The sequence below is a fragment of the Macromonas bipunctata genome (genome assembly GCF_002837135.1).
In the GTDB taxonomy this organism is placed as follows: Bacteria; Pseudomonadota; Gammaproteobacteria; order Burkholderiales; family Burkholderiaceae_C; genus Macromonas_A; species Macromonas_A bipunctata.
Genome location: NZ_NWBQ01000019.1, coordinates 1 through 22956, shown reverse-complemented (window position 1 = coordinate 22956; position 22956 = coordinate 1). Strand labels below are relative to the sequence as shown.

General features: G+C 65.8%; 20 protein-coding genes and 1 pseudogene. 13 read left to right on the top strand and 8 right to left on the bottom strand.

The genetic code is table 11. From position 1 onward, the window contains the following. Window positions 1-917, bottom strand: a 917-nt coding sequence (locus tag CON76_RS03045; protein WP_101101892.1) for an RNA-guided endonuclease TnpB family protein, incomplete at its 3' end; no start/stop codon positions are given. A 134-nt stretch (window positions 918-1051) separates the two neighbouring features. Here CON76_RS03045 and ppk2 point away from each other — a divergent pair. After that, entirely contained in the window at window positions 1052-2266 is a 1215-nt protein-coding gene (ppk2, locus tag CON76_RS03040; protein ID WP_101101891.1) for a polyphosphate kinase 2, read from the top strand. A gap of 39 nt (window positions 2267-2305) precedes the next feature. On the opposite strand, the gene CON76_RS03035 is transcribed toward ppk2, so the two are convergent. Genes CON76_RS03035 through CON76_RS03025 form a run of 3 tightly spaced genes read right to left on the bottom strand, consistent with a single transcriptional unit; the run spans window position 2306 to window position 4941 of the window. Next, window positions 2306-2821, bottom strand: coding sequence for a disulfide bond formation protein B (locus CON76_RS03035; protein WP_101101890.1), 516 nt, complete (start codon window positions 2819-2821; stop codon window positions 2306-2308). A gap of 42 nt (window positions 2822-2863) precedes the next feature. Continuing rightward, window positions 2864-4138 (bottom strand): HD-GYP domain-containing protein, encoded by a 1275-nt coding sequence (locus tag CON76_RS03030; protein WP_101101889.1) that lies wholly within the window; start codon window positions 4136-4138, stop codon window positions 2864-2866. 26 nt (window positions 4139-4164) lie between these two features. After that, on the bottom strand, window positions 4165-4941 hold the full coding sequence (locus CON76_RS03025) for a ferredoxin--NADP reductase (protein ID WP_101101888.1): 777 nt from the start codon (window positions 4939-4941) through the stop codon (window positions 4165-4167). A 233-nt stretch (window positions 4942-5174) separates the two neighbouring features. On the opposite strand from CON76_RS03025, the gene CON76_RS03020 reads away from it, so the two are divergent. Together CON76_RS03020 and mnmC1 are read left to right on the top strand one after the other, a co-directional pair. Further along, on the top strand, window positions 5175-5450 hold the full coding sequence (locus CON76_RS03020) for an oxidative damage protection protein (RefSeq protein WP_101101887.1): 276 nt from the start codon (window positions 5175-5177) through the stop codon (window positions 5448-5450). Then, a complete protein-coding gene (gene mnmC1 / locus CON76_RS03015; protein WP_101101886.1) occupies window positions 5447-7255 on the top strand; it encodes an FAD-dependent 5-carboxymethylaminomethyl-2-thiouridine(34) oxidoreductase MnmC1 in 1809 nt (602 codons plus the stop codon). Before CON76_RS03020 ends, mnmC1 begins: the two co-directional genes overlap by 4 nt. Before the next feature lie 34 nt (window positions 7256-7289). On the opposite strand, the gene CON76_RS03010 is transcribed toward mnmC1, so the two are convergent. After that, window positions 7290-9191 carry a PHA/PHB synthase family protein gene (locus tag CON76_RS03010; protein WP_101101885.1) on the bottom strand — a complete coding sequence of 634 codons (1902 nt, stop codon included), beginning with the start codon at window positions 9189-9191 and terminating at the stop codon, window positions 7290-7292. A gap of 148 nt (window positions 9192-9339) precedes the next feature. Between CON76_RS03010 and CON76_RS03005 the strand changes: the two genes are divergently transcribed. The 8 genes from CON76_RS03005 (at window position 9340) to CON76_RS02970 (ending at window position 16963) form a co-directional block, all read left to right on the top strand. Next, complete coding sequence (locus CON76_RS03005; RefSeq protein ID WP_101101884.1) at window positions 9340-10164, top strand: sulfite exporter TauE/SafE family protein; 825 nt, start codon at window positions 9340-9342, stop codon at window positions 10162-10164. Between the two features lie 45 nt (window positions 10165-10209). Next, on the top strand, window positions 10210-12000 hold the full coding sequence (locus CON76_RS03000; protein WP_101101883.1) for a nitrite/sulfite reductase: 1791 nt from the start codon (window positions 10210-10212) through the stop codon (window positions 11998-12000). Between the two features lie 34 nt (window positions 12001-12034). Next, window positions 12035-12427, top strand: coding sequence for a DUF934 domain-containing protein (locus tag CON76_RS02995; RefSeq protein ID WP_101101895.1), 393 nt, complete (start codon window positions 12035-12037; stop codon window positions 12425-12427). Window positions 12428-12439: 12 nt separating this feature from the next. After that, window positions 12440-13213, top strand: coding sequence for a phosphoadenylyl-sulfate reductase (locus CON76_RS02990; protein ID WP_101101882.1), 774 nt, complete (start codon window positions 12440-12442; stop codon window positions 13211-13213). A 19-nt stretch (window positions 13214-13232) separates the two neighbouring features. Further along, on the top strand, window positions 13233-14141 hold the full coding sequence (gene cysD / locus CON76_RS02985) for a sulfate adenylyltransferase subunit CysD (RefSeq protein ID WP_101101881.1): 909 nt from the start codon (window positions 13233-13235) through the stop codon (window positions 14139-14141). Window positions 14142-14171: 30 nt separating this feature from the next. Further along, window positions 14172-15473 carry a sulfate adenylyltransferase subunit 1 gene (locus CON76_RS02980; protein ID WP_101101880.1) on the top strand — a complete coding sequence of 434 codons (1302 nt, stop codon included), beginning with the start codon at window positions 14172-14174 and terminating at the stop codon, window positions 15471-15473. Between the two features lie 114 nt (window positions 15474-15587). Continuing rightward, window positions 15588-15917: a ferredoxin FdxA gene (gene fdxA, locus CON76_RS02975; RefSeq protein WP_101101879.1), complete on the top strand. Its 330-nt coding sequence runs from the start codon at window positions 15588-15590 to the stop codon at window positions 15915-15917. Further along, window positions 15917-16963, top strand: coding sequence for an NAD(P)/FAD-dependent oxidoreductase (locus tag CON76_RS02970; RefSeq protein ID WP_240592740.1), 1047 nt, complete (start codon window positions 15917-15919; stop codon window positions 16961-16963). The genes fdxA and CON76_RS02970 overlap by 1 nt, the downstream gene beginning before the upstream one ends. Before the next feature lie 46 nt (window positions 16964-17009). On the opposite strand, the gene CON76_RS02965 is transcribed toward CON76_RS02970, so the two are convergent. Both CON76_RS02965 and CON76_RS02960 read right to left on the bottom strand, forming a co-directional pair. Next, a complete protein-coding gene (locus tag CON76_RS02965) occupies window positions 17010-19499 on the bottom strand; it encodes an ATP-binding protein (protein WP_169928966.1) in 2490 nt (829 codons plus the stop codon). Between the two features lie 172 nt (window positions 19500-19671). Next, complete coding sequence (locus CON76_RS02960) at window positions 19672-20073, bottom strand: hypothetical protein (RefSeq protein ID WP_205758167.1); 402 nt, start codon at window positions 20071-20073, stop codon at window positions 19672-19674. 161 nt (window positions 20074-20234) lie between these two features. Here CON76_RS02960 and CON76_RS02955 point away from each other — a divergent pair, with 161 nt between their 5' ends. After that, entirely contained in the window at window positions 20235-22061 is a 1827-nt protein-coding gene (locus CON76_RS02955) for a glutamine--tRNA ligase/YqeY domain fusion protein (protein ID WP_101101893.1), read from the top strand. A 22-nt stretch (window positions 22062-22083) separates the two neighbouring features. Further along, window positions 22084-22707, top strand: a complete 624-nt coding sequence (locus CON76_RS02950; RefSeq protein WP_101101877.1) for a PDC sensor domain-containing protein — start codon at window positions 22084-22086, stop codon at window positions 22705-22707. A 12-nt stretch (window positions 22708-22719) separates the two neighbouring features. On the opposite strand, the pseudogene CON76_RS02945 reads toward CON76_RS02950, so the two are convergent. Next, window positions 22720-22956, bottom strand: a pseudogene (locus CON76_RS02945) (IS5/IS1182 family transposase); the annotation flags it as partial.

Sequence of the window (22956 nt, the reverse complement as noted above, 5' to 3'; positions counted from 1 at the left end):
CCATACCAGCGGGCCTTGTATTCGAGCTGGCGCACGAACTCGGCCCAGCCCGCATCACCGATGGATTTGGCGAGCTTGCGGTTCTTCTTCATGTTGCCGACGGCCAGCGTCTCGACGGCGATCACTTGGTTTTCGTGGATCAGCCGGGTCGAGAGCTTGTGCGTGAAATCCTTGCGGATGTCGGCGATCTTGGCGTGCAGCTTGGCGACTTTGAGCCGCGCTTTGGTACGGTTCTTGGAGCCTTTCTTTTTCCTGGCCAGCTTGCGTTGCAGTTTGGCCAGCTTTTTCTCGTGCTTGCGGAAAGCATTGGGCGCTGGGATTTTTTCGCCGTCGGAAAGGATGGCGAAATGAGTCAGGCCCAGATCAATGCCGACTTGGCTGGGTGCTTCCGGTTTGGCGCAGACCACGTCGTCACACAGCAAGCTGACAAAGTAACGGCCCGCCGCGTCTTTCGACACGGTGACGGTCGTCACCTTCGCACCTTGCGGAATCTGGCGCGACCAACGGATGTCCAACGGTGCAGCCATTTTGGCCAACTTGAGCGCCTGACCATCCCAGCGGAACGCGCTGGCGGTGTATTCCGCCGACTGGTGGCCGCTTTTGCGCTTGAACTGCGGGTAACGCCCGCGTTTCGCAAAAAAGTTGCCGAACGCTGTTTGCAAGTGGCGCAGCGCCTGCTGCAATGGCACGCTGGACACGTCGTTGAGCCACGCGTACTCCGGTTGCTTTTTGAGCAACGTCAACGCGGCAGAGGTGTCGTGGTAGCCCATGCGCTCTTGCCGCTGTTCCCATGCCTCGCTACGCAGACGCAGCATGTGGTTGTACACAAAGCGCACGCAACCGAACGTCTGGGCAAGGATGACCTCTTGCTCAGGCGTTGGGTAAAACCGAAAGCGGTACGCGCGCTTGATGTCCATATAGGCAATTTACACGAAAATTACCTCATTCACCCAGAAGATAGCCAATTGAGAAAGGAGCGGGTTCAGGGGCTTGCTGTGCAAGCCGTGCTATCCCTCCCCGGCATGAATGCCGGGGTTTCCCGCACAGATTGATGAACAACAAAACCCCCGAAACCTCCTCCACCACGACGGCTTCCGTCACGCCCCTGCATCCGGAACTGGCCGCCGCCGCGCCGGTCAAGCCCAAGCGCGTGCGCGCTGCGGCCACCAGCAACAAGCCGCGCCCAGCCGCGCAGGGCGATACCGCCCCGGTGTTGACCGCCGACGCCATCGACCACCACACCCCTGCCGTGGCCACGCAGGCCGCGCAAGGCAAGCAGCTGGCGCAGGTGCTGGGCTTGCTGGATAACACTGAATTGCCCGCCACCGAGCGGGCCACGGCACTGCGCGCCACGCTCGAAGGCGCATCGGCAGACGACCTGCAGGTGCTGCGCCAGGTACTGCTGGAGGGCGAGCGCAACCAGCCCATCGGCAAGGGCCACCCCGACGACGAGCTGGCCGCCGACTGGCGCGACGGCGGCTACCCGTACAAGTACCTGATGCGCCGTTCCACCTACGAGCAGCAGAAGTACGAGCTGCAGGTGGAGCTGCTCAAGCTGCAGGCCTGGGTCAAGGAAACGGGCCAGCGCGTGATGATCCTGTTCGAGGGCCGCGACGCCGCCGGCAAGGGCGGCTCCATCAAGCGTTTCATGGAACACCTGAATCCACGTGGCGCGCGCATCGTGGCGCTGGAAAAGCCCAGCGAGGTCGAACGCGGCCAGTGGTACTTCCAGCGTTACATTCAGCACTTTCCCACCGCGGGCGAGATCGTGCTGTTTGACCGCAGCTGGTACAACCGCGCCGGTGTGGAGCGCGTGATGGGCTTTTGCTCCGATGCCGAATACCACGAGTTCATGCGTCAAGTGCCGGAATTTGAGCGCACACTGGTGCGCAGCGGCATCCATCTGGTCAAGTTCTGGTTCTCGGTCAGCCAAGACGAGCAACGCCGCCGCTTCAAGGAGCGCGAGGTGCATCCGCTCAAGCAATGGAAGCTCAGCCCGGTGGACTTGGCCAGCTTGGACAAGTGGGACGATTACACCCGCGCCAAGGAAGCCATGTTCTTTGGCACCGACACCGCCGATTCACCGTGGACGGTGGTCAAGAGCGACTGCAAGAAGCGCGCACGCCTGAATGCCATGCGCTACGTGCTGCACAAGCTGCCCTACACCAACAAGGATTTGGAGACCATCGGCAAGCTCGATCCGCTGATTGTGGGCCGCGCCCACGTGGTGTATGAACGCGGGGAGCAGCCCGGCGCGTTGATCTGACACTATCGGGCAACCCGCTGCGCCTGAACTGGCAACGGTTCAGGCGCGGTGCCCGTTGCGCGAGCGCAGCGCCAGCAGCAACAACCCGGCCAGCAGCGCCATCGCCACAAAACACAGAAACGACCAGTTGGCAATGGACAAGCCCAGAAACGTCCAGTCGATGGCGGTGCAGTCGCCGCTGCCTTTGAAGATCATGGGAATGGCGCGCTGCAACGGAAAGGCCTCGATCATGCCGTACAGGTCGCGGCCACAGCTGTAGGCCTCGGGCGGGTACCACTGCAGCCAGCTCTGGCGCGCGGCGGTGAAGGCGCCAAAACCGGCCACGGGCAGCAGCAGCCACGCACCCCAACACTGGCCCCGGCGCGTGGGCGACAGCGCGGCCAACCCCGCAATGGCACCCACGCCCATCAGGGCGTAACGCTGCACGATGCACATGGGGCATGGCTCCAGCCCCACGCTGTGCTGCAGGTACAGGCCAAACAGCAGCAGCGCCACGCAGGTGGCGGCCAGCAGCGCCAGCGCACCACGCGGGCGCTGCGCCAAGGGTTGCAACACAGAATTCAAGGCAACAGCTCCTTCGGAGGGTTTCAGGCCCGTTCAGGCGGCGGACACGGGCGGCGGCCCGGCGACGTGGCCCTTGGCGGCCAGCATCATGGCGTCGATGTCGGACAGCAGCGCGTCGGCAATCTCGGGCTCCAGCCGGTGCTGGGCCTGCAACTGGCGCATGAAGTCGGTCACGGCCTGCGCCGACAGGCCCGCGCGGTAAGGCCGGTCTTGCACCATGGCCTGGAAGATGTCGGCGGCGCGCAGGATGCGCGCTTCCAGCGGCAAGGCATCACCGCTGAGGCCAAAGGGGTAGCCGGTGCCGTGCGCTTCCTCGTGGTGGTAGGCGGCCCACAGCGCAATGTCCTCGAAGCCGTGGATGTTGCGCAGGATCTGCAGCGTCTCGAAGCTGTGGGTGTTGATGACGAGGCGCTCATCGTCGGTGAGCTTGCCGGGCTTGTCGAGGATGGCGTCGGGCACGCGCAACTTGCCCAGATCGTGCAGCAGGCCCGCGATTTCGAGCTTGTCGCATTGCTCGGGCGCCAGCCCCAGGCGTTGCGCCAGCCGGTGCGCCACATGGGCCACGCCGGTGGAGTGCTCGGCGGTGAAAGGGCTTTTGGCGTCCACGATGCGCGAGAAGATCTCGGCCAGCTGGTGCAGGTCGGCCATGCCGGCGCGGTACGGCAGACTGGCGGCCTGCATGTCGTGCAGGTAGCTGGCCACGGCGCGCGGCTCCAGCAGCAGCCAGAACGCCTCGTGCTGCGACACGCGCAGGAACACATCCACCAGCTCCGGGGCAAAATAGCTGCCGCTGCGCTGGCGGATCTCGTCCTGGATCTGGCGGTGGTGCTGCAGCACCTTGCCGCTGGCGTAGTACGGCGCGGCCATCGCGTCCACGCGGTCCACCAGCAGGATCAGGTTGGCAGCGCGCGCCACGTCGGGCGCCACGCCCTGGGCGCACAGGTCGTCCCAGCGCGTGTGGTGGTAGCGAATGGGCAGGGCCATGTCGGCCAGCGGCGCAAAGCGGCACAGCAGGTCGTGCCCCACCACTGCGTGGCGCTGCGAGCCCGCCCAGTCGAACTCCTCCACCAGGTGCTGGTGCGTGGCGGTGGACGACACGCCAATGTCGTGCAGGATGCCCAGATCGAACAGCCAGGTGCGCTGCGCGGGCGGCAGGCCCAAGCCCTGCGCACACTCCGCCGCCATGATGCCCACGCGCTTGCCGTGCGCCACATCGTCCACGCCCACCAAGTCCAGCGCATCGGACAGGGCGTAGATCACTTGCCGCAGGTCGGCTTCGATGGCGTGAACAGGCGCGGTGGTGGTCATGGCAAGGCGGCGGGCAGACAGGCGGATCAGCTTTCGACGAAGGCGCGCTCGATGACGAAGTCGCCCGGCGTGCTGGTGTTGCCTTCCTTGAAGCCGCGCTTCTCGCACAGCTCTTTCAGGGTCTTGAGCATTTCGGGGCTGCCGCAGATCATCACGCGGTCGGTCTCGGGGTTGAGCTCGGGCAGGCCGAGTTCGCGCGCCACCTGGCCGCTCTCGATCAGGTCGCCGATGCGGCCCTGGCGCTCGAACGGCTCGCGCGTGACGGTGGGGTAGTAGATGAGCTGGTTGCTCACCATCTCGCCCAGGAATTCGTGCTGGGGCAACTCTTGGGTGATGTAGTCGCGGTAGGCCAGTTCTTCCACTTGGCGCACGCCGTGCATGAGGATCACTTTTTCAAAGCGTTCGTAGGTGTCGGGGTCGCGGATGATGCTCATCCACGGCGCCAAGCCGGTGCCGGTGCCCATCAGGTACAGGTTCTTGCCGGGCAACAGGTAGTCCAGCAACAAAGTGCCGGTGGGCTTGCGGCCCATGACGATGGTGTCGCCGGGCTTAATGTGTTGCAGCTGGCTGGTCAGCGGGCCATCGGGCACTTTGATGCTGAGGAATTCGAGGTGTTCTTCGTAGTTGGCGCTGGCGATGCTGTACGCGCGCAACAGCGGTTTGCCATTGGGCTGGCGCAGGCCAATCATGGTGAAGTGGCCGTTGCTGAAGCGGAAACCCGTGTCGCGGGTGGTGGTGAAACTGAACAGGCGGTCGGTCCAGTGGTGTACGGTCAGTACACGCTCTTCAATGAATGCGCTCATGGTGGTGGTAAAAATAACAAGGGGTGCAAGGCACCGGGCACAGTGTAGCGCCGGGCACCTGGTACAGGGAGCAAAGGGTTTCTGCCCACGGTGCGGCCCGGCCTGGGGGCAAAGCTTGATACAGTCGGGGGCGTTTCGGTAGGTGTGAATTGTGCCCGCTTACGTTCACAACCGAAAACAATAAAATTTCATGAGTTCATAACCTCCGGGTTGAAAGAAAAGGATCACACACCATGGCACGTACCGTTCAATGCATCAAGCTGGGCCAGGAAGCCGAAGGGCTGGACTTTGCGCCCTACCCCGGCGAGCTGGGCAAGCGCATCTACAACAGCGTCAGCAAACAAGCCTGGGCCGAGTGGCTCAAGCACCAGACCATGCTGGTGAACGAGAACCGCCTCAACCTGGCCGACGCACGTGCGCGCCAGTACCTGGCCCGCCAGATGGAAAAGCACTTTTTTGGTGAAGGTGCCGATCAGGCCGCCGGTTACGTGCCGCCCAGCGCCGAATGACGGCGGACGTGGCGTCGTCGGCCACGGGCGGCAACGGCGGCTGGCGCGTGCTGGAGACAGGCTTCGGGCTGGGGCTGAATTTTCTGGCCACGTGGCACGCGTGGCGCCAGTGGCGAGCCCAATGCCCGACGGCGACGCCGCTGCACTTCACGGCGGTGGAGGCGTGGCCGGTGCAGGCCGACGACATCCGGCGCAGCGTGGCCGCCTTGGCCGAGCTGGCCCCGCTGGCCGAAGTGCTGGCGCAGCGTTGGGTGGGCCTGCTGCCCGGCACGCACCGCTTCAATTTTGACGAGGGCCAGGTGCAGCTGACACTGTGCATCGGCCCGGTGCAGACCCTGCTGGCGCAGCTGGACACGCCGGTGGACAGCGTGTTCCTGACGCACCCCAACGCAAATACAGACGGCGAACAGTGGACGCCCGCCACACTCAAGGCGGTGGCGCGGCTGTGCCAGCCCGGCACCCGGCTGGCGGCGCCCACATTGGCACCGCCGGTGCAAGACGCCCTCAAGCAGCTGGGCTTTGTGCCAGACGGCGGCACGCGCGCCACGGCAGCGGGCGCAACAGCATCACACGGTTTTGGGGCCACCTACGCGCCGCATTGGCCCTTGCGCCGGGTGTTGCGCGCAGCGGCACCTGCTACTGGCGCCACGGCTGCACAACGCCGGGCGGTGGTGGTTGGGGGCGGGCTGTCGGGTGCGGCGGCGGCGTACAGCCTGGCGCAGCGCGGCTACGCGGTGCAGGTGCTGGACCGCAGCGCCCAGCCGGCGGCGGGGGCCTCGGGGTTGCCGGTGGGACTGGTGGCACCGCACACCTCGCCCGACGACAACGTGCTGTCGCGCCTGAGCCGAGCGGGTGTGCGCGCCACACTGCAACGCTGCCAGGCGCTGCTGGCGCCGGGCACCGACTGGGCACACAGCGGCGTGCTGGAACACCGGGTGGAAGGCAAGCGCGGCCTGCCCGCAGGCGACGCCTGGCCCGAGGCCGGCCTGGCCTGGAGCCGACCGGCACCGCCAGAGACGCTGGCCGCCGCCGGTCTACCCGCCGACACCCCCGCGTTGTGGCACGCGCAGGCCGGCTGGCTGCGCCCGGCGCAACTGGTGGCGGCGCAGCTGCAACACCCCAACATCGAATGGCGCGGCAGCTGCGAGGTGGCACGGTTGGAACGCACCGCCCAAGGCTGGCGCGTGTGGGGCGCCGACGGCACCCTGTACGCCGACAGCCCCTGCGTGGTGCTGGCCGCCGCGTACGACTGCCTGGCGCTGCTGCAACACCTCGGTGGTGACGCAAAACCGGTACAAGTGCCGCTGAACCCGCTGCGGGGTCAGATCACATGGAACCCGCTGCCACCCGACGACTTGGCCGCTGCGCTGCCACCATTCCCGGTCAACGGGCACGGCAGTTTTGTCAGCGGCACACTGGGGCCGGATGGCCGACCCGGCTGGTTCATGGGCTCAACATTTGAGCGTGGCGCCACGCAGGGCCGCCTCAAGCCCGAAGACCAGGAAGCCAACCTGACGCGGTTGCAACGCCTGCTGCCCGCCGTGGCGCAGGCGCTGGGGCCGGAATTTGGTGCGGCGCAAGCCTGGGCGGCGGTGCGCTGCACTGTGCCCGACCGCCTGCCGCTGGTGGGCGCGCTGGACACCGAGCAGCTGCCCGGCCTGCTGCTGTGCGCGGGCATGGGCGCGCGCGGGCTGACGCTGTCGGTGCTGTGCGGCGAGGTGCTGGCGGCGGAACTCACCGGCGAGCCCTGGCCAGTGGACAAGAAACTGGCGCTGGCGCTGGCGGCGCAACGCTGGCGGCGCTGAGAGAAGCCCCGCCAGCGTTCAAGCCACGGCGGCGTCAGTCGCCGTAACGCACCATCACATAATCGCCGGGCGCATCGCACACGCCTGCGTTGGGCGACACGGTGCGGGCGGGCACCTGGGTGCCACTGCCTTGCGCCAGCATCCAGGCGCTCCACGCTGTCCACCAGCTGCCGTCCTGGCGCGGCGCGGCGGCCTGCCATTCGTCAGCGGTGCGCCATGCCGCCTTGTGCGGCGTGGTCAGGTACTGGAAGTAGCGCCCCTTGTGGCCCGGCTCCGACACGATGCCGGCGTTGTGGCCGCCGTTGGTCAAGGCAAAGGTCACATCGCCTTGCACCAGGCGGTGGATTTTGTACACCGAGCGCCACGGGGCCACGTGGTCCTTGACGGTGCCGACGGCAAACACCGGCACCCGGATGTCGCGCAGCGACAGCGACTGGCCCTCGAACGGCATGTGACCTTCGGCCAAATCGTTGTTGAGGAAGCAGTGGCGCAGATACTGGCTGTGCATGGCGGCGGGCAGGCGTGTCACGTCGGCGTTCCAGGCCATCAGGTCGTTGGTGATTTCATCTTCACCCAACAACCAGCGTTTGGTCTGGCTCGACCACACCAGCTCACGCGAGTGCAGGAACTGGAACGACCCGGACATCTGTTTGCCGGTGAGGAAGCCTTTTTGCGCCATCATGCCTTCGAGCATGTTGACCTGGGCCTCGTCGATGAGCACGCCCATCTCGCCGGGTTCGGTGAAGTCGGTCTCGGCGGCCATCAGCGTCAGGCTGGCCAGGGGTGAGACGCTGGCCATGCCGTCGCGGTGCGAGGCCGCGTGCGCGTCGCCCCCACCCAGCGCGGCGGCGGCCATCGCGGCAAAGGTGCCCCCCAGGCAGTAGCCCGCCAAGTGCACCGGCTGCCCGGTGGCGGTGTGGACGTGGCCCAGCGCGTCCAGCACGCCGGTGCGCACGTAGGCGTCCATGCCCATGTGGGCATCGCCCGCGTCGGGGTTTTTCCAGGAGATGATGTACACCGTGTGGCCCTGCGACACCAGCCAGCGCACCATGGAGTTCTGCGGTGCCAGGTCCAGGATGTAGTACTTCATGATGCACGACGGCACGATCAGCACCGGCTCGGCGTGGACTTGCTCGGTGGTGGGTGCGTACTGGATCAGCTCGATCAGGCGGTTGCGCAACACCACGCGGCCCGGCGTGACCGCGACCTGCTGGCCCGGCATCGGGTCTTCCTTGCGGCGGCTGCGCGCCAGTTCGCTGCCCTCGCCGCCGTGGCGCAGGCGGAACTCGTTCATGGCGTTGTCCATGCCCTTCATGAGGCTTTGGCCGCCGGTTTCCCAGGCGGTGCGCATGGCTTCGGGGTTGGACAGCAGCCAGTTGCTGGGCGCCAGTACGTCCAGCGCCTTGAGGCCGTAGAAGCGCATCTGCTCGCGGCTGTGATCCTGCATGCCGCGCAGGCCGCTGGCGCCGCGCCACCAGGCTTCCATGGCCTTGGAAGCGGTGGCACAGCCGCGCCACGGCCACTCCTCCCACAGCGGGTCGGCGTAGCGCGGGTCGGTGTGGATGGCCTGGGCCAGTGGCTCCACCGGCTTGGCCACCGCCGTCGGGCTGGCTTCGGGCTCGCCGCGCCCGGCGTGGGCCAATTCCTGCAGCGGCTTGGCTGCGGTCTTGGCCAGCGCCAGCACGGCGTCGTTCTGCCAGTTCACACTTTGCTCCATGGCCTGGCGGAACAGGCGCCAGCGCGCACCGGGCGACGAGGCAAAGTGCAGCGCCCAATCGGTGTAGGCCAGCGCCAGCGAGATAGGGGAAATGCCAGACCACGCACGGGCCATGTTGGCGCGCACGCGCATGTCGATGGCTTCCGACACATCATTGACAACATTGCGGGCGGGCGCCGGGGCGGCGGCAACGGGAGAGGTGGGGGTGGACGTACTCATGACCATAAACTTAACAGATATTTGCCCGCACAGCCTGGCGCACACACCACAGCGGGCAACAAGCGGCCATTTTCATGCCTACAAGCTATATAAAAACAAGAAAAAAGTCGTTTGTTTTTATGTAGGATCCCTCTACAGTCCAACCCCTATGCACGATCTCGCCTTTGTTTTTGCCGGATTCTTTGTCGGCCTCGTTGTCGGCCTGACCGGCGTCGGGGGCGGCTCGCTGATGACGCCCATCCTGATTTTCTTCTTCGGCGTCAAGCCTTATCTGGCGGTGGGCACCGACTTGCTGTTTGCCGCCTTCACCAAGGCCGGTGGCACCGTCAGCCTGATGCGCCAGCGCCTGGTGCCCTGGAACGTGGTGGGCCAGCTGTGTGCGGGCAGCATCCCGGCGGCGCTGGTCACGTTGTATGTGCTGCACAACCTGGGGCCGGCCAGCCCCGAGGTGCAAAAGCTCATGACCACCACGCTGGGCGTGGCGCTGCTGCTGACCGCCGGGGCCACGCTGTTCAAGGCGATACGGATGCGCAAGCCGCTGCCGGTGCGGGTGGTGTCGTCGGCGGGCCCGGTCGAGGCCACCGCCCCGGCCAGCGACGCTGCCGCCACGCGAGCGCGCCACTGGAGCCTGCCGGTGCTGTTTGGCGCGCTGATCGGCACGCTGGTGACATTGACCTCGGTCGGTGCCGGCGCCATTGGCGTGACGGTGCTGCTGGTGCTGTTTCCGCTGCTGCCGCTGCCCCGTATCATTGCGGCCGACATTGCCTACGCGGTGCCGCTGACGCTGGTGGCGGGCATGGGCCACGCCTCGCTGGGGTCGGTGGACTGGCCGCTGCTGCTCAAGCTGCTGGCGGGTTCGCTGCCCGGCATCTGGCTGGGCTCACAACTGATGCACAAAACCCCAGAACGTATCGTGCGTTCCATGCTCTCCGTGCTGCTGGCCTACGCTGGGCTCAAGCTGATCGCGCTGTAACCGAACCTCGTAAACCCGAACCGATTTCTGGAACCCTGAACCTGTATGTACCAATACACCGAATTTGACCGCCAGTTTGTGCACGAGCGCGCCGCACAATTCCGCGACCAGCTGCAACGCTGGCAAGCGGGCAGCCTCAGCGAGGACGAGTTCAAGCCCCTGCGGCTGCAAAACGGCTGGTACATCCAGCGCCACGCCCCCATGCTGCGCGTGGCGGTGCCCTACGGTGAACTGTCGGCGGCGCAAGTGCGCGTGCTGGCGCGTGTGGCGCGCGAATACGACCAACCCAGCGCCGACGTGTTCCAAGGTGCCGTGGCCGCACAGAACAAGCTGGGCGATGTGCAACTGCGCGATGGCAAGGCGATTGGCAGCCGCCTCAAGACCGGCTACGGCCACTTCACCACGCGCCAGAACGTGCAGTTCAACTGGATTGCGATGAGCGCCGCCGCCGATGTGATGGACTTGCTGGCCAGCGTGGGGCTGCACGGCATCCAGACCAGCGGCAACTGCATCCGCAACACCACCAGCGACGCGCTGGCCGGCATTGCGGTGGATGAAATCGCCGATCCGCGCCCATTTGCCGAAATCCTGCGCCAGTGGAGCACGCTGCACCCCGAGTTTGCCTTCCTGCCCCGCAAGTTCAAATGCGCCATTGTGGGGGCTACCGAAGACCGCGCCGCCACCAGCTGGCACGATGTGGGCCTGCAACTGCTGAAGAACGAGGCGGGCGAAGTTGGCTTCAAAGTGATGGCCGGTGGCGGCATGGGCCGCACGCCGGTGATTGCCACCACGCTGCGCGAATTCCTGCCGTGGCACCAGTTGTTGAACTACCTGGAAGCGGTGATCCGCGTCTACAACCTGTGGGGCCGCCGCGACAACATCTACAAGGCTCGCATCAAAATTTTGGTCAAGGCCGAAGGCCAACGCTACATCGACGAAGTGGAAACCGAGTTCCAGCGCATTCTGGAACAAGACGGCGGCCCACACACCATCACCGCCGCCGAACTGGCGCGCGTGCAAGCCGGTTTTGTCGATCCGGCACTGGACTTTGGCAGCACCGCCGCTGCCGCCATCACCGCCGAGGAACAGACCGAGTACGACCGCTGGCTGCACCGCAACGTGCAGGCGCACCGCAACCCGGCCTTGCGCGCGGTCACGCTGTCGTTCAAGCGCGTGGGCCAATCGCCCGGCGATGCCACCGCCGACCAACTCGACGCCGTGGCCGAACTGAGCGAACGCTTCAGCGCCGGTGAAGTGCGTGTCACGCACGACCAGAACCTGATGCTGCCCTGGGTGCGCGCCGACCAGTTGCCCGACGTGTGGCGCGAAGCCAAGCGCCTGGGCCTGGCCAAAGCCAACGTGCGCCTGCTGACCGACATGATCGCTTGCCCCGGTGGCGACTTTTGCGACTTGGCCAACGCACGTTCGCTGCCGCTGGCCGATGCCATCACCGAACGCTACCAAGACTTGGACGAGCTGCACGATCTGGGCGAAATCGACCTGCACATCAGCGGCTGCATCAACAGTTGCGGCCACCACCACAGCGGCCACATCGGCATCTTGGGCGTGGACAAGGACGGCAAGGAGTGGTACCAAATCACGCTGGGCGGCTCCGACGGCTCGACCCTGAGCGGCCCGGCCACCCCAGGCAAGGTAATTGGCCCCTCGTTTGCCGCCAACGAAGTGCCAGACGTGATCGAAGCCATCCTCGACACCTACCGCGCCCAACGCCAGAGCGGCGAAACCTTCCAGGCCACCGTCAAGCGCGCGGGCTTGGAGCCGTTCAAAGTGGCCGCCAACGCCCAGCGCGTGGCCACCGCCCGCACCGATGCCTGATGCCGCCCGTTCACCCCACGACAACACGTTCGCCATGCAACTGCTGACCGCCCAAAACCTGCAAGACCAGCCCACTGCCGAGGCCACCCCCGGCGTGCTGACCGTGAACAACGATGCGGACGTGCTCGCGCTCGACCTGCAAGGCATCACGCGCATCGATCTGGTGTTCCCCAAGTTCACCGATGGCCGCGCCTTCAGCCAGGCGGTGGAGCTGCGCCGCCGCTGCGGCTTCACCGGCACCCTGCGCGCTACCGGCGACGTGCTGATCGACCAACTGGTACACATGCAGCGTTGCGGCTTCACCGAAGCCGTGCTGCGCGCCGACCAAGATGTGGCACACGGTGAAAAACTGCTGCGCCACTTCAGCGGCTTCTACCAAGGCGACGTGGTGCATCCGCAACCACACTTTGCCGATACTGCTGCCTGAGAGGACTCCTGCATGAGCGACATTTCCCCCATCGGTGGCACTTCGGGCCTCAAGCCCGCTGCGCCGCTCAAGGCCACGCAATTGCACGCCAAAGCGTCGCCCGACTACGCCGCCAAACTGGCCGAGACGCAGGCACTGTTGCAACGTGCCGCTGCCGAATTCCAGCCGCTGGTGCAAGCCTCCAGTCTGGGCGCAGAAGATGTGGTGATCACCCACCTCATCAACGCACTGCAACTCGACATTGGCGTGTTTGTGCTGGACACCGGCGCGCTGCACACCGAAACGCTGGCCCTGCTGGAACGCACCGAGGCCCATTCGCGCGCCCCCGTCACGGTGTACCGCCCACAACACGAGGCGGTGATCCACTTCATCCGCCGCGAAGGCCAGGATGCGATGTACCAAAGCATCGCCCTGCGCAAAGAGTGTTGCGGTATCCGCAAAATGAAGCCGCTGGCACGCGCGCTGGCGGGGCAAAAAGCGTGGATCACGGGCCTGCGCCGCGAGCAATCCAGCGCCCGCGCCGAAGTACCGCTGATCGACACCAGCGAAGTGGCCAGCAAGGGCCTGACCAAGTTCAACCCGCTGGCCAACTGGACGTGGGGCGATGTGTGGCACTACATCGGCGAAAATGGCGTGGACTACAACCCGCTGCACGACCAGTTTTACCCCAGCATCGGCTGTGCGCCCTGCACCCGTGCCATCAGCCTGGGCGAGGAATTCCGCTCCGGCCGCTGGTGGTGGGAAGATGAAAGCGCCAAAGAGTGCGGCCTGCACGTCAAGTCATAACCCCTTACAAGCACCATTTATGAGCCACCAACTCAACAACTCCCACCTGGACGCGCTGGAAGAAGAAACGATCTTCATTCTGCGCGAAGTGGCCGCCACTTTCGAGCGCCCGGCGCTGCTGTTTTCGGGCGGCAAAGACTCGCTCGTGATGCTCAAGTGCGCCGAAAAAGCCTTTGGCGCGGGCCGCATTCCGTACCCGCTGCTGATGATCGACACCGGCCACAACTTCCAGGAAGTGACCGATTTCCGCGACTTCCGCGCCAAAGAGCTGGGTGCCGAGCTGATTGTGCGCAGCGTCGAGGATTCGATGGCGCGTGGCACCGTGCGCCTGAGCCACCCCGGCGAAAGCCGCAACGCGCACCAGTCCGTCACGCTGCTCGAAGCGATTGAGGAATTCCGCTTTGACGCGCTGATGGGCGGTGCCCGCCGCGACGAAGAAAAAGCGCGCGCCAAGGAACGCATCTTCAGCCACCGCGACGCGTTTGGCCAATGGCAACCCAAGGCCCAGCGCCCTGAACTGTGGACGCTGTTCAACACCCGCTTGCAGCCGGGCGAGCACTTCCGCGTGTTCCCCATCAGCAACTGGACGGAAATGGACGTGTGGCAGTACATTGAGCGCGAAAACATTGCGCTGCCCAGCCTGTACTACACCCACCAGCGCGAGGTGGTGGAACGCAAGGGCCTGCTGGTGCCCGTCACGCCGCTGACACCGCCCAAGGAAGGCGAAGCAGTGGTGGTGCGCGACGTTCGCTTCCGCACCGTGGGCGACATCACCTGCACCTGCCCCGTGGCCAGCACCGCCGCCACCCCGGGCGAGATCGTGATCGAAACCCTGGCCGCCGACCTGAGCGAACGCGGTGCGACCCGCATGGACGACAAGACCAGCGACGCATCGATGGAAAAGCGCAAGCGCGAAGGCTACTTCTAAACCGCCCCCCGACCCAAAGAAAGCAAGAACATGGACGCATTGAAATTCATCACCTGCGGCTCGGTGGACGACGGCAAGAGCACGCTGATTGGCCGCCTGCTGGTGGACAGCAAAGCCGTGCTGCAAGACCATCTGGCGGGCGTGACCCGTGGCGGCGAGACCGATTTGGCGCTGCTGACCGATGGCCTGAGCGCCGAACGCGAGCAAGGCATCACCATCGACGTGGCCTACCGCTACTTCAGCACCGAAGCGCGCAAGTTCATCATTGGCGACGCACCCGGCCACGAGCAGTACACCCGCAACATGGTCACGGCCGCCTCCAGCGCCGATGCCGCGGTGGTGCTGGTGGACTCCACCAAGCTGGACTGGGCCAACCCCGCCCTGCAACTGTTGCCGCAAACCCGCCGCCATTCGCTGCTGTGCAAACTGCTGCGCGTGCCCAGCATCGTGTTTGCCGTCAACAAGCTCGATGCGGTGGACGATGCCACGGTGGCGTACCAGAACATCAGCGGTGCACTGGCCGCGTTTGCCGCTGAAGCGGGGATTCCGGTGACCGCTACGGTGCCGGTGTCGGCGCTCAAGGGCTGGAACGTGGTGGACGTGACCAACCCCGGCTGGTGCGGCTACAACGGTGCCACGCTGCTGCAAATTCTGGAGCAACTGCCCAACACCCCCGCCGACACCACCGCGCCAGTGGCGCTGCCGGTGCAGTGGGTGGAGAAACAGCACGACAGCAACGTGACCTACCAGGGCCGCCGTGTGTTCTGGGGCCGCGTGGCCGCTGGCACGTTTATGCCCGGCACCGAGGTGCAAGTGTTCCCGAGTGGCCAAAAGGCTGTGGTGGCCCAAGTGCTGGACCACGCCCGCCGCCCGCAAGACGTGGCCGCTGGCCGCAGCGCCGGTGTGGTACTCGACCGTGAAGTGGACGTGTCGCGCGGCGACTGGATTTTGGCGGCTCCAGTGGCCGCTGCCGTGGCAGAGGACGACTTCGACACCCCTGCCGCCGTCAGCGCCTACCCCGGCCACAAAGAACTGTCCACCACCGTAGCATGGCTGGACGACGAACCGCTGGTGGCAGGCCGCGTCTACTGGGCGCTGCACGGGCACCGCTGGGTCAAGACCAAAGTCAAGCGCGTGGTACACAAACTGGAAATCAATACCCTGGCCGAGCTCAACTCCGACCACCTCGACCCCAACGCCATCGGCCACGTGGAACTGTTGCTGCAAGAGGCCATCCCAGCCGTACCATTCGCGCAATCGCGCGTGCTGGGCGCACTGATTCTGGTCGATACCGCCACCCACAAGACCTCGGGGGCAGTGCTGGTCAACTGAACTTAAAATCAGGCCCTTGACACACAGCCGACCTGCGGTGCGCCCTGCGTGTGCCGGGTCGGTTGTGCCATTTTTTCTCCAACACCTTGCGCTGCCCTGTGCAGCCTCGCCGCCATGACCCACATCGTTACCGAAGCCTGCATCGCCTGCAAATACACCGACTGTGTGGACGTTTGCCCCGTGGACTGCTTCCGCGAAGGCCCCAACTTCCTCACCATCGACCCCGATGAGTGCATCGACTGCGCCGTCTGCATCCCGGAATGCCCCGCCGGTGCCATCTACGCCGAAGAGGATGTGCCCAAAGACCAGCAACACATGATCAAGCTCAACGCCGACTTGGCGCGCCTGCCCAACTGGAAGAGCATCACCAAGCGCAAGGCCCCGCTGCCCGACGCAGACGCGATGAAAGACCGCACCGGCAAGCTGTCGCTGCTGCAACGCTGATGGATCGGCCCACCACCGGCATGGTCACCACCGACGCGGTCGTGATTGGTGCAGGCCCGGTGGGCCTGTTCCAGGTGTTCCAGCTGGGGCTGCAAGGGATTGCGGCCCACGTGATTGATGCGCTGCCCCACCCCGGTGGCCAGTGCGTGGAGCTGTACGCCGACAAACCCATTTACGACATCCCCGCCGTGCCGGTGTGTACCGGGCGTGAACTGACCGAACGGCTGCTGCAACAGATCGCCCCATTCAAAACGCCGCTGCATTTGCAGCAGGAAGTGGTGGCCTTGCAGCGCCAGCCCAACCAGCGTTTTCGCGTCACCACCGCCAGCGGGCAAGTGTTTGATTGCGCCACTGTGTTCATTGCCGCCGGTGTAGGGGCTTTTGCGCCGCGCCGCGTGGCGCTGGACGGTCTGAACGCATTGGAGAACCGCCAAGTGCATTACCACGCCATTGCCACTGAACGGCTGACCGGACAAGCGGTGGTGGTGATGGGCGGTGATGCCGCTGCACTGGAAGACGCGCTGGCCTTGGCGCAAGCGGGCACTTGTGCCAGCGTCACGCTGCTGCACCGCATCGACAAGTTCCGTGTAGAGCCCGCACTGGAACAAGCCCTGCGCACCGCTTTGGCCCAAGGCCAGCTGCAACTGGTGATTGGCCAGCCTACGGAGCTGGAATGCGAAGGCGAACACCTGACGGCACTGGAAATTGCCACCGACGACGGATCGGCACGCCTACCACTGGATGCCCTGCTGCCCCGTCTGGGCCTGTCGCCCAAACTGGGGCCAGTGGCCGACTGGGGACTGGCGATGGAGCGCAAGCAACTGTGCGTCAGCACCGAGACCTTTGCCACCAGCGAACCGGGCATTTTTGCCGTGGGCGACATCAACACCTACCCCGGCAAACGCAAGCTGATTGTGTGTGGCTTCCACGAGGCCACCTTGGCCGCGTTTGCCGCCGCGGCTGTGGTGCGGCCTGAAGAACGCGTGTTGCTGCAATATACCACCAGCAGCCCGCGCCTGCACGCGCTGCTGGGCGTGGCGTCATAACAGCCGCCGCCCGGCTCCAAGGCACGGGCCACGCGGGTCTGCGGGTTCAAGCCTCGCCCTGACGCGCCAGCGGGCGCGACAGCATCTCGGCGCGCGACTTGTCCAGCGCATCGTTGATGTGCAAAAAGAAGCCCTGCACATCGATCACGGGCTTGACGATGTAGCGCGCAAAGCCCGCGTCCAGCCCCTTTTGCACGTCGTCGGTCAGGGCCTGGGCCGTGACGGCAAACACAGGCACCTGCGCCGTGGCCTTGTGACGCTGCAGCTGCTGCAACAGCGCGTAGCCGTCCATGTCGGGCATCTTGATGTCGAGCAGGATCAGGTCGGGCACGTGGCGCAGCGCCAGCTCCAGGCCATGCGTGGCGCTCTGCGCGGTCCAGACCTCATAGCGGCCCGACTGGCCCAGCATTTTCTCGAACAGCTTGAGGTTGGTGGCGTTGTCGTCGATGCACAGCACGCGCGGCAGCAGCTGCTCGGTCTCGCAGTACACGTAGGGCACGGGTGTGCCGTGGTCACTGGCCTGCAGCAGCGCGGGCGCCTGCGGCGGCAGCAGATCGAACTCCAGCGGCAGCTCGAACCAGAACGTGCTGCCCACGCCCACCACGCTGTCAAAACCCATGCGGCCCTGCATGCCTTCGACCATCTTGCAGGCAATGCTCAGGCCGATGCCCGTGCCCTCGATGCCGGAGTTCTCGAAGCCCAGCCGGTTGAAGGGCTCGAACAGGCGCGCGTGGTGCTCGGGCGGGATGCCGTGGCCGGTGTCGCGCACGGACAGGCGCAGGCGGCCATCGTCCACCTCCTGCAGGCCCACCTGCACCTGGCCGTGCGGGCGGTTGTACTTGATGGCGTTGGACAGCAGGTTGATGAGCACCTGCTTGAGCCGCAGCCGGTCGGCCAGCAGCACGTGGCCAGAGTGCGCGTCGGCGTGGGGGTCGATGTGCAATGTAATGGCGTGCTGCAACAACAGCGGCGTGACCAGGTTGCGGCACTCGCGCAACACCTCCGACACCGGCACCGGCTCGATGTTGAACACCATCTTGGCCACGCTGATCTTGGAGAGGTCCAGCACGTCGTTGATGAGCGAGAGCAGGTGCTCGCTGGCGCGCAAAATCTCTTGCACGCTGTCTTGCTGGTCGGCGTTGAGGGCCGGGTCGTACTGCAGCATCTGGCCAAAGCCCATGATGGCGTTCATGGGTGTGCGCAACTCGTGGCTCATGTTGGACAGGAACACGTCCTTACTGCGCGCGGCCTGCTCGGCCACCTGCTGCGCGGCCTCGGCGGTCTTTTGGGCCGCGCGGGCGCATTCGCGCGCCTGCACCTCGGTGCTGACGTCGGTCAGGCACACCACGTAGCAGGTCTCGTCGGTGACGCTGGCCTGCGCCAGCGAGACGTGCAGCGGGATGGTGCGCCCGTCGCGGTGGCGGCCCCAGCTCTCGCAGCCCTGGCCAATCACGCCATTGGGGCCCACCTGCACCAGCGTGGGCAGGCCGTGGTGCAGGTTGAGCTCGCGCAGCCCGTCGGGCAGCAGCTTGAGGATGCTGTGGTGCAGCACGTCGCGCGCCGCAAAGCCGAACATGGTCAGCGTGGAGCGGTTGGCGTGGGTGATGGTGCCGCGCTCGTCGAGCGTGAGCACGGCATCGACCACGGTGTCGAGGATGGTGTTAAGCCGGTGGCGGCTGGCCTTGGCCGCGCGTTCGGCCTGCAGCGCCTCGTGGCGCAGCTCCAGCGCTTTGCGCTGCGCGGCGGCCAGCTTGCGGTTGGTCCAGACCATGGCCACCAGCAGGCACAGCACCAGCCCACCCAGGCCCAGCGCCAGCTGGTAGGTCTGGCGCGCCACGGGCACCACCTTGTGGCTGCCCCAGGCGGCGTGGATCTGGTTGAGCGTGCCGTCGGCCTGCATGGCGCGCAGCTCGCTGTTGAACAGCTCCAGCAGCTCGGTCTGCCCGGGCTTGACCGCCAGGTAGGCGTAGCCGCGCGCCACCGGGGTGTTGCCGATGCGCAGGCCCGCCGCCTCGCCGCTGTTGAGGTACATCTGGGCCAGCCAGCGGTCCATCACCAGCGCGTCCACCTGCCCGCTTTGCAGCGCCAGCAGCGCGCGGGGCCAGTCCTCCACCAGCTCCAGCTCCAGCTGGGCGGGCTGCTGGTACAGCGCCCATTCCATGGCGATGCCGTTGGGCTCGACCCCGACCCGAAAGCGCGACGAGCGGGCATCACGCTCCGGCGCGTCCTGCGGCCGCACCAGCACGAATTCGGATTCCAGCAGCGGCAGCGTCACCTCGTGCCCCGGCAGGCGCGCGTGCAGCGGCGCGTGCAGCATCAGCACGGCGTCGGCGCGGGCGTGCTGGGCGTCACGCTCGGTGGCCACGCCGCTGGTCGGCTGCCAGTGCAGCTGCATGCCCGTGCGTTGCGCCACCGCGCGCACCACATCCACCAGCACACCCTGGTGCGTGCCCTGGGTCTGGCTGATGAGCGGGGCGCTGTGGTGGGGGTACAGCAGGGTGTAGGCGGTCTCGGCGCGGGCCGTGACCACTCCCACGACCAGGCATGCGCCCAGCCAGCACCGCACTCCCCACCCGGAAGGCTTTGCCACAAACGCCGACCAAACGCAAGGCATGGATCTTTTCATGCCGGCAAATTAGCACAGCACTGTTGCGAAAAAATGACTTTGCCCCACCCTTATCAGGGCTTTATGGGATTCAGGCTCAGGTTCAGCGCGGGCCCCGGCGGCAGTCGAAATAGCCCACGTCCTGGTGGTAGCAGGTGGCGCCGGACGCACGGCGGTCGTCGCGGTGGCCGTGGCGGTCGTGCCGATGGTGGTGGCGCCTGTAGTGGCCCTCGCGGCGGCCACGCGCGTCGTCCCAGCGCGCAGCGGGCACCGCATAGCCTGGCGACACCACGACCACCGCCGGCATGGCTGGGGGCGGGGCGTACACCACGCGCGGCGGCGGATACGACGGGCGCGACGGCACCACCACCGCTGGCGCGGGGCCCGACTGCACCCCGATCGACCAGTACACATCGGCCGCTTGCACCTGGGGCACGGCCCCCAACCCGGCCACGCCCAGCAAGCCCACGGCCAGCACGCCCCGCAACGATTGCATGAATTTCATTTCAACACTCCTCGGGCACGCCACACACGCGCACCAACACAGCCTGCATTAGAGCCCGATTTGGCCCGCAAAGCGCGTGGCAGCGCCTGCAACAAGCGTAACCAGCCGTTTCAGCCTGCGGGCGCGCCAGCGCGGGCAACGCGGCCCCTAAAATGGCGCGCATGAGCTCCACTGTTTCCACCCCCGACTCCACTGCCCCCGAAGCGGCCCACAAGCCCAGCAACTTCCTGCGCCAGATCATCGAGCACGACCTGGCCGCTGGCACCTACGCCCAGCGCCGCTGGGGCGGCTCGCCCGGCGATGCGGCCCACCACGGTGCTGGCCAGCCCGATCCGGCCAAGATCCGCACCCGCTTTCCGCCCGAACCCAACGGCTACCTGCACGTGGGCCACGCCAAATCCATTTGCCTGAACTTTGGCCTGGCGCGCGACTACGGCGGTGTGTGCCACCTGCGCTTTGACGACACCAACCCCGAAAAAGAAGACCAGGAATACGTCCACAGCATCATCGATGCGGTGCGCTGGCTGGGCTTTGACTGGGCCTCCAGCTTCAACGGCCAGCACGAGACCCACCTCTACCAAGCCAGCGACTATTTCGACTTCATGTACCGCGCGGCGGAACACCTGATCGAAGCGGGCCACGCCTACGTCGATGAGCAAAGCGCCGACGAGATGCGCGCCAACCGGGGCGACTTCAGCAAACCCGGCGTGGACAGCCCCTTCCGCACCCGCACCCCCGCCGAGAACCTGGCCCGCTTTCGCCAGATGCGCGATGGCGAACTGCCCGACGGTGCCGCCGTGCTGCGCGCCAAAATCGACATGGCCAGCCCCAACATCAACATGCGCGACCCGGCCATCTACCGCATCCGCCGTGCCACGCACCACCACACGGGCGACAAATGGTGCATCTACCCGATGTACACCTTTGCGCACCCGATTGAAGACGCGCTGGAGCAGATCACCCACAGCATCTGCACGTTGGAATTTGAAGACCAACGCCCGTTTTACGACTGGCTGCTGCAACGCCTGATTGAAGGTGGCCTGCTGAACAGCCCACCGCCACACCAGCACGAATTTGCGCGCCTCAACCTCACCTACGTCGTCACCAGCAAGCGCAAGCTGGCGCAACTGGTGCGCGATGGCCACGTCAGCGGCTGGGACGACCCGCGCATGCCCACCATCGTTGGCCTGCGCCGCCGTGGCTACACCCCCGCCAGCCTGCAACTGTTTGCCGAACGCATTGGCGTGACCAAGAGCGACAGCTGGATCGACTACAGCACGCTCGAAGGCTGCCTGCGCGAAGACCTCGAACACCAAGCCCACCGGGGCATGGCCGTGCTCGATCCGGTCAAACTGGTGCTGACCAACTGGGACGAGGTGATGGGCGCGGGCCACCTGGAACCCTGCACCCTGCCCGCCCTGCCCCATCCGCCCGAAGGCCAGCCTGCTCCGGCACCGCGCCAGTTCAGCATTGGCAAGGAAGTCTGGATTGAGCGCGAAGACTTTGCCGAAGTGCCGCCCAAGGGCTACAAGCGCCTGTTCCCCGGCAACAAGGTGCGCCTCAAGGGGGGCTACGTGATTGAATGCACCGGCTGCACCAAAGATGCCGAGGGCCGCATTACCGAAGTACACGCCACCGTGGTGCCCGACACCAAGAGCGGCACCCCCGGTGCGGATTCGGTCAAGGTCAAAGCCGCCATCACCTGGGTGGGCGTGGCCGACGGTGTGGCAGCGGAAATCCGGCTCTACGACCGCCTGTTCAGCGATGCCAACCCCGACGCGGGCGGCAAGGACTTTCTGGCCTGCCTCAACCCCAACAGCCTGCACGTGGTCACGGGCTACGTCGAACCTTCATTGGCAAAGGCGCAGCCCGACGACAAGTTCCAGTTCGAGCGCCACGGCTACTTTGTGGCCGACCGCGCCGACCACACCGCTGGCCGCCCGGTGTTCAACCGCATCACGGGCCTGAAAGACAGCTGGGGCCATTGACCCCGCTTGCGCCCACGCCGCCATGAGCCACACCCCCGACCACGCTCTGCCCACGCAGATTTACCCCCAACGTGGGCAGCGTGGCTGGCCGTGGCTGCTGTGGGCACTGTTGTGGCTGGGGCTGGGCGCCAGCTTGTACCTGCTGCGCGATTCGGAACGCCACACCATTGTGGCCAACGAAACCGTGCAACTGCTCACGCAAAGCCAGATGGCAGCACGGGTGCTGAAAATGGAAATTGAGAGCGCCAGCCACGCCCTCGACATGCTGCTGGCCGGTTTGCCACTGTGGCAACAACATCCGCACAGCCAGCAACACGCCACCCGGCACCTGCAACGCGTGTTGGACGTACTGCCGGGCACACGCAGCTTTACAGTGCTCGACGGCAAGGGCGTGGTGCAACTGTCCACCGTCTCAACATTGGTGGGAGGCCAGTACGCACACCGGCCATTTTTCCAGGAAATTGTGCAGACTGTCCACGACGACACCCATCGCGTGTTCATCTCGCGCCCCTACCTGACGACCAACCGCACTTGGGCGGTCAATGTGTCGCGCGCCATGCTGGACGACGGCCAACTGCGCGGCGTGGTGGTGGCCACACTCGATGGCTTTGTTGCACAAAGTTCTGAAAGGACGGTCTTCCCCTGACCCCAGACGCAGTTATGCTATTGCCACCGTGTCCGGGGTGCCCAGTTGCGTGAAGCGGTTGAGCAACGCCACGCGCACCTGCAACTCCGCCACCTGACGCTCGAACGTGCGTGCCATCACGCGCTCGCCCAAGCGCTTGAAGCAGTGCATCTTGGTCTCCACCAGACTGCGCCGGTGGTAGCCGCTCCAGCATTTCCAGATTTTGCGCCCCAGTCGCCCGCAGGCCCGCACCGCCTCGTTGCGCACGTG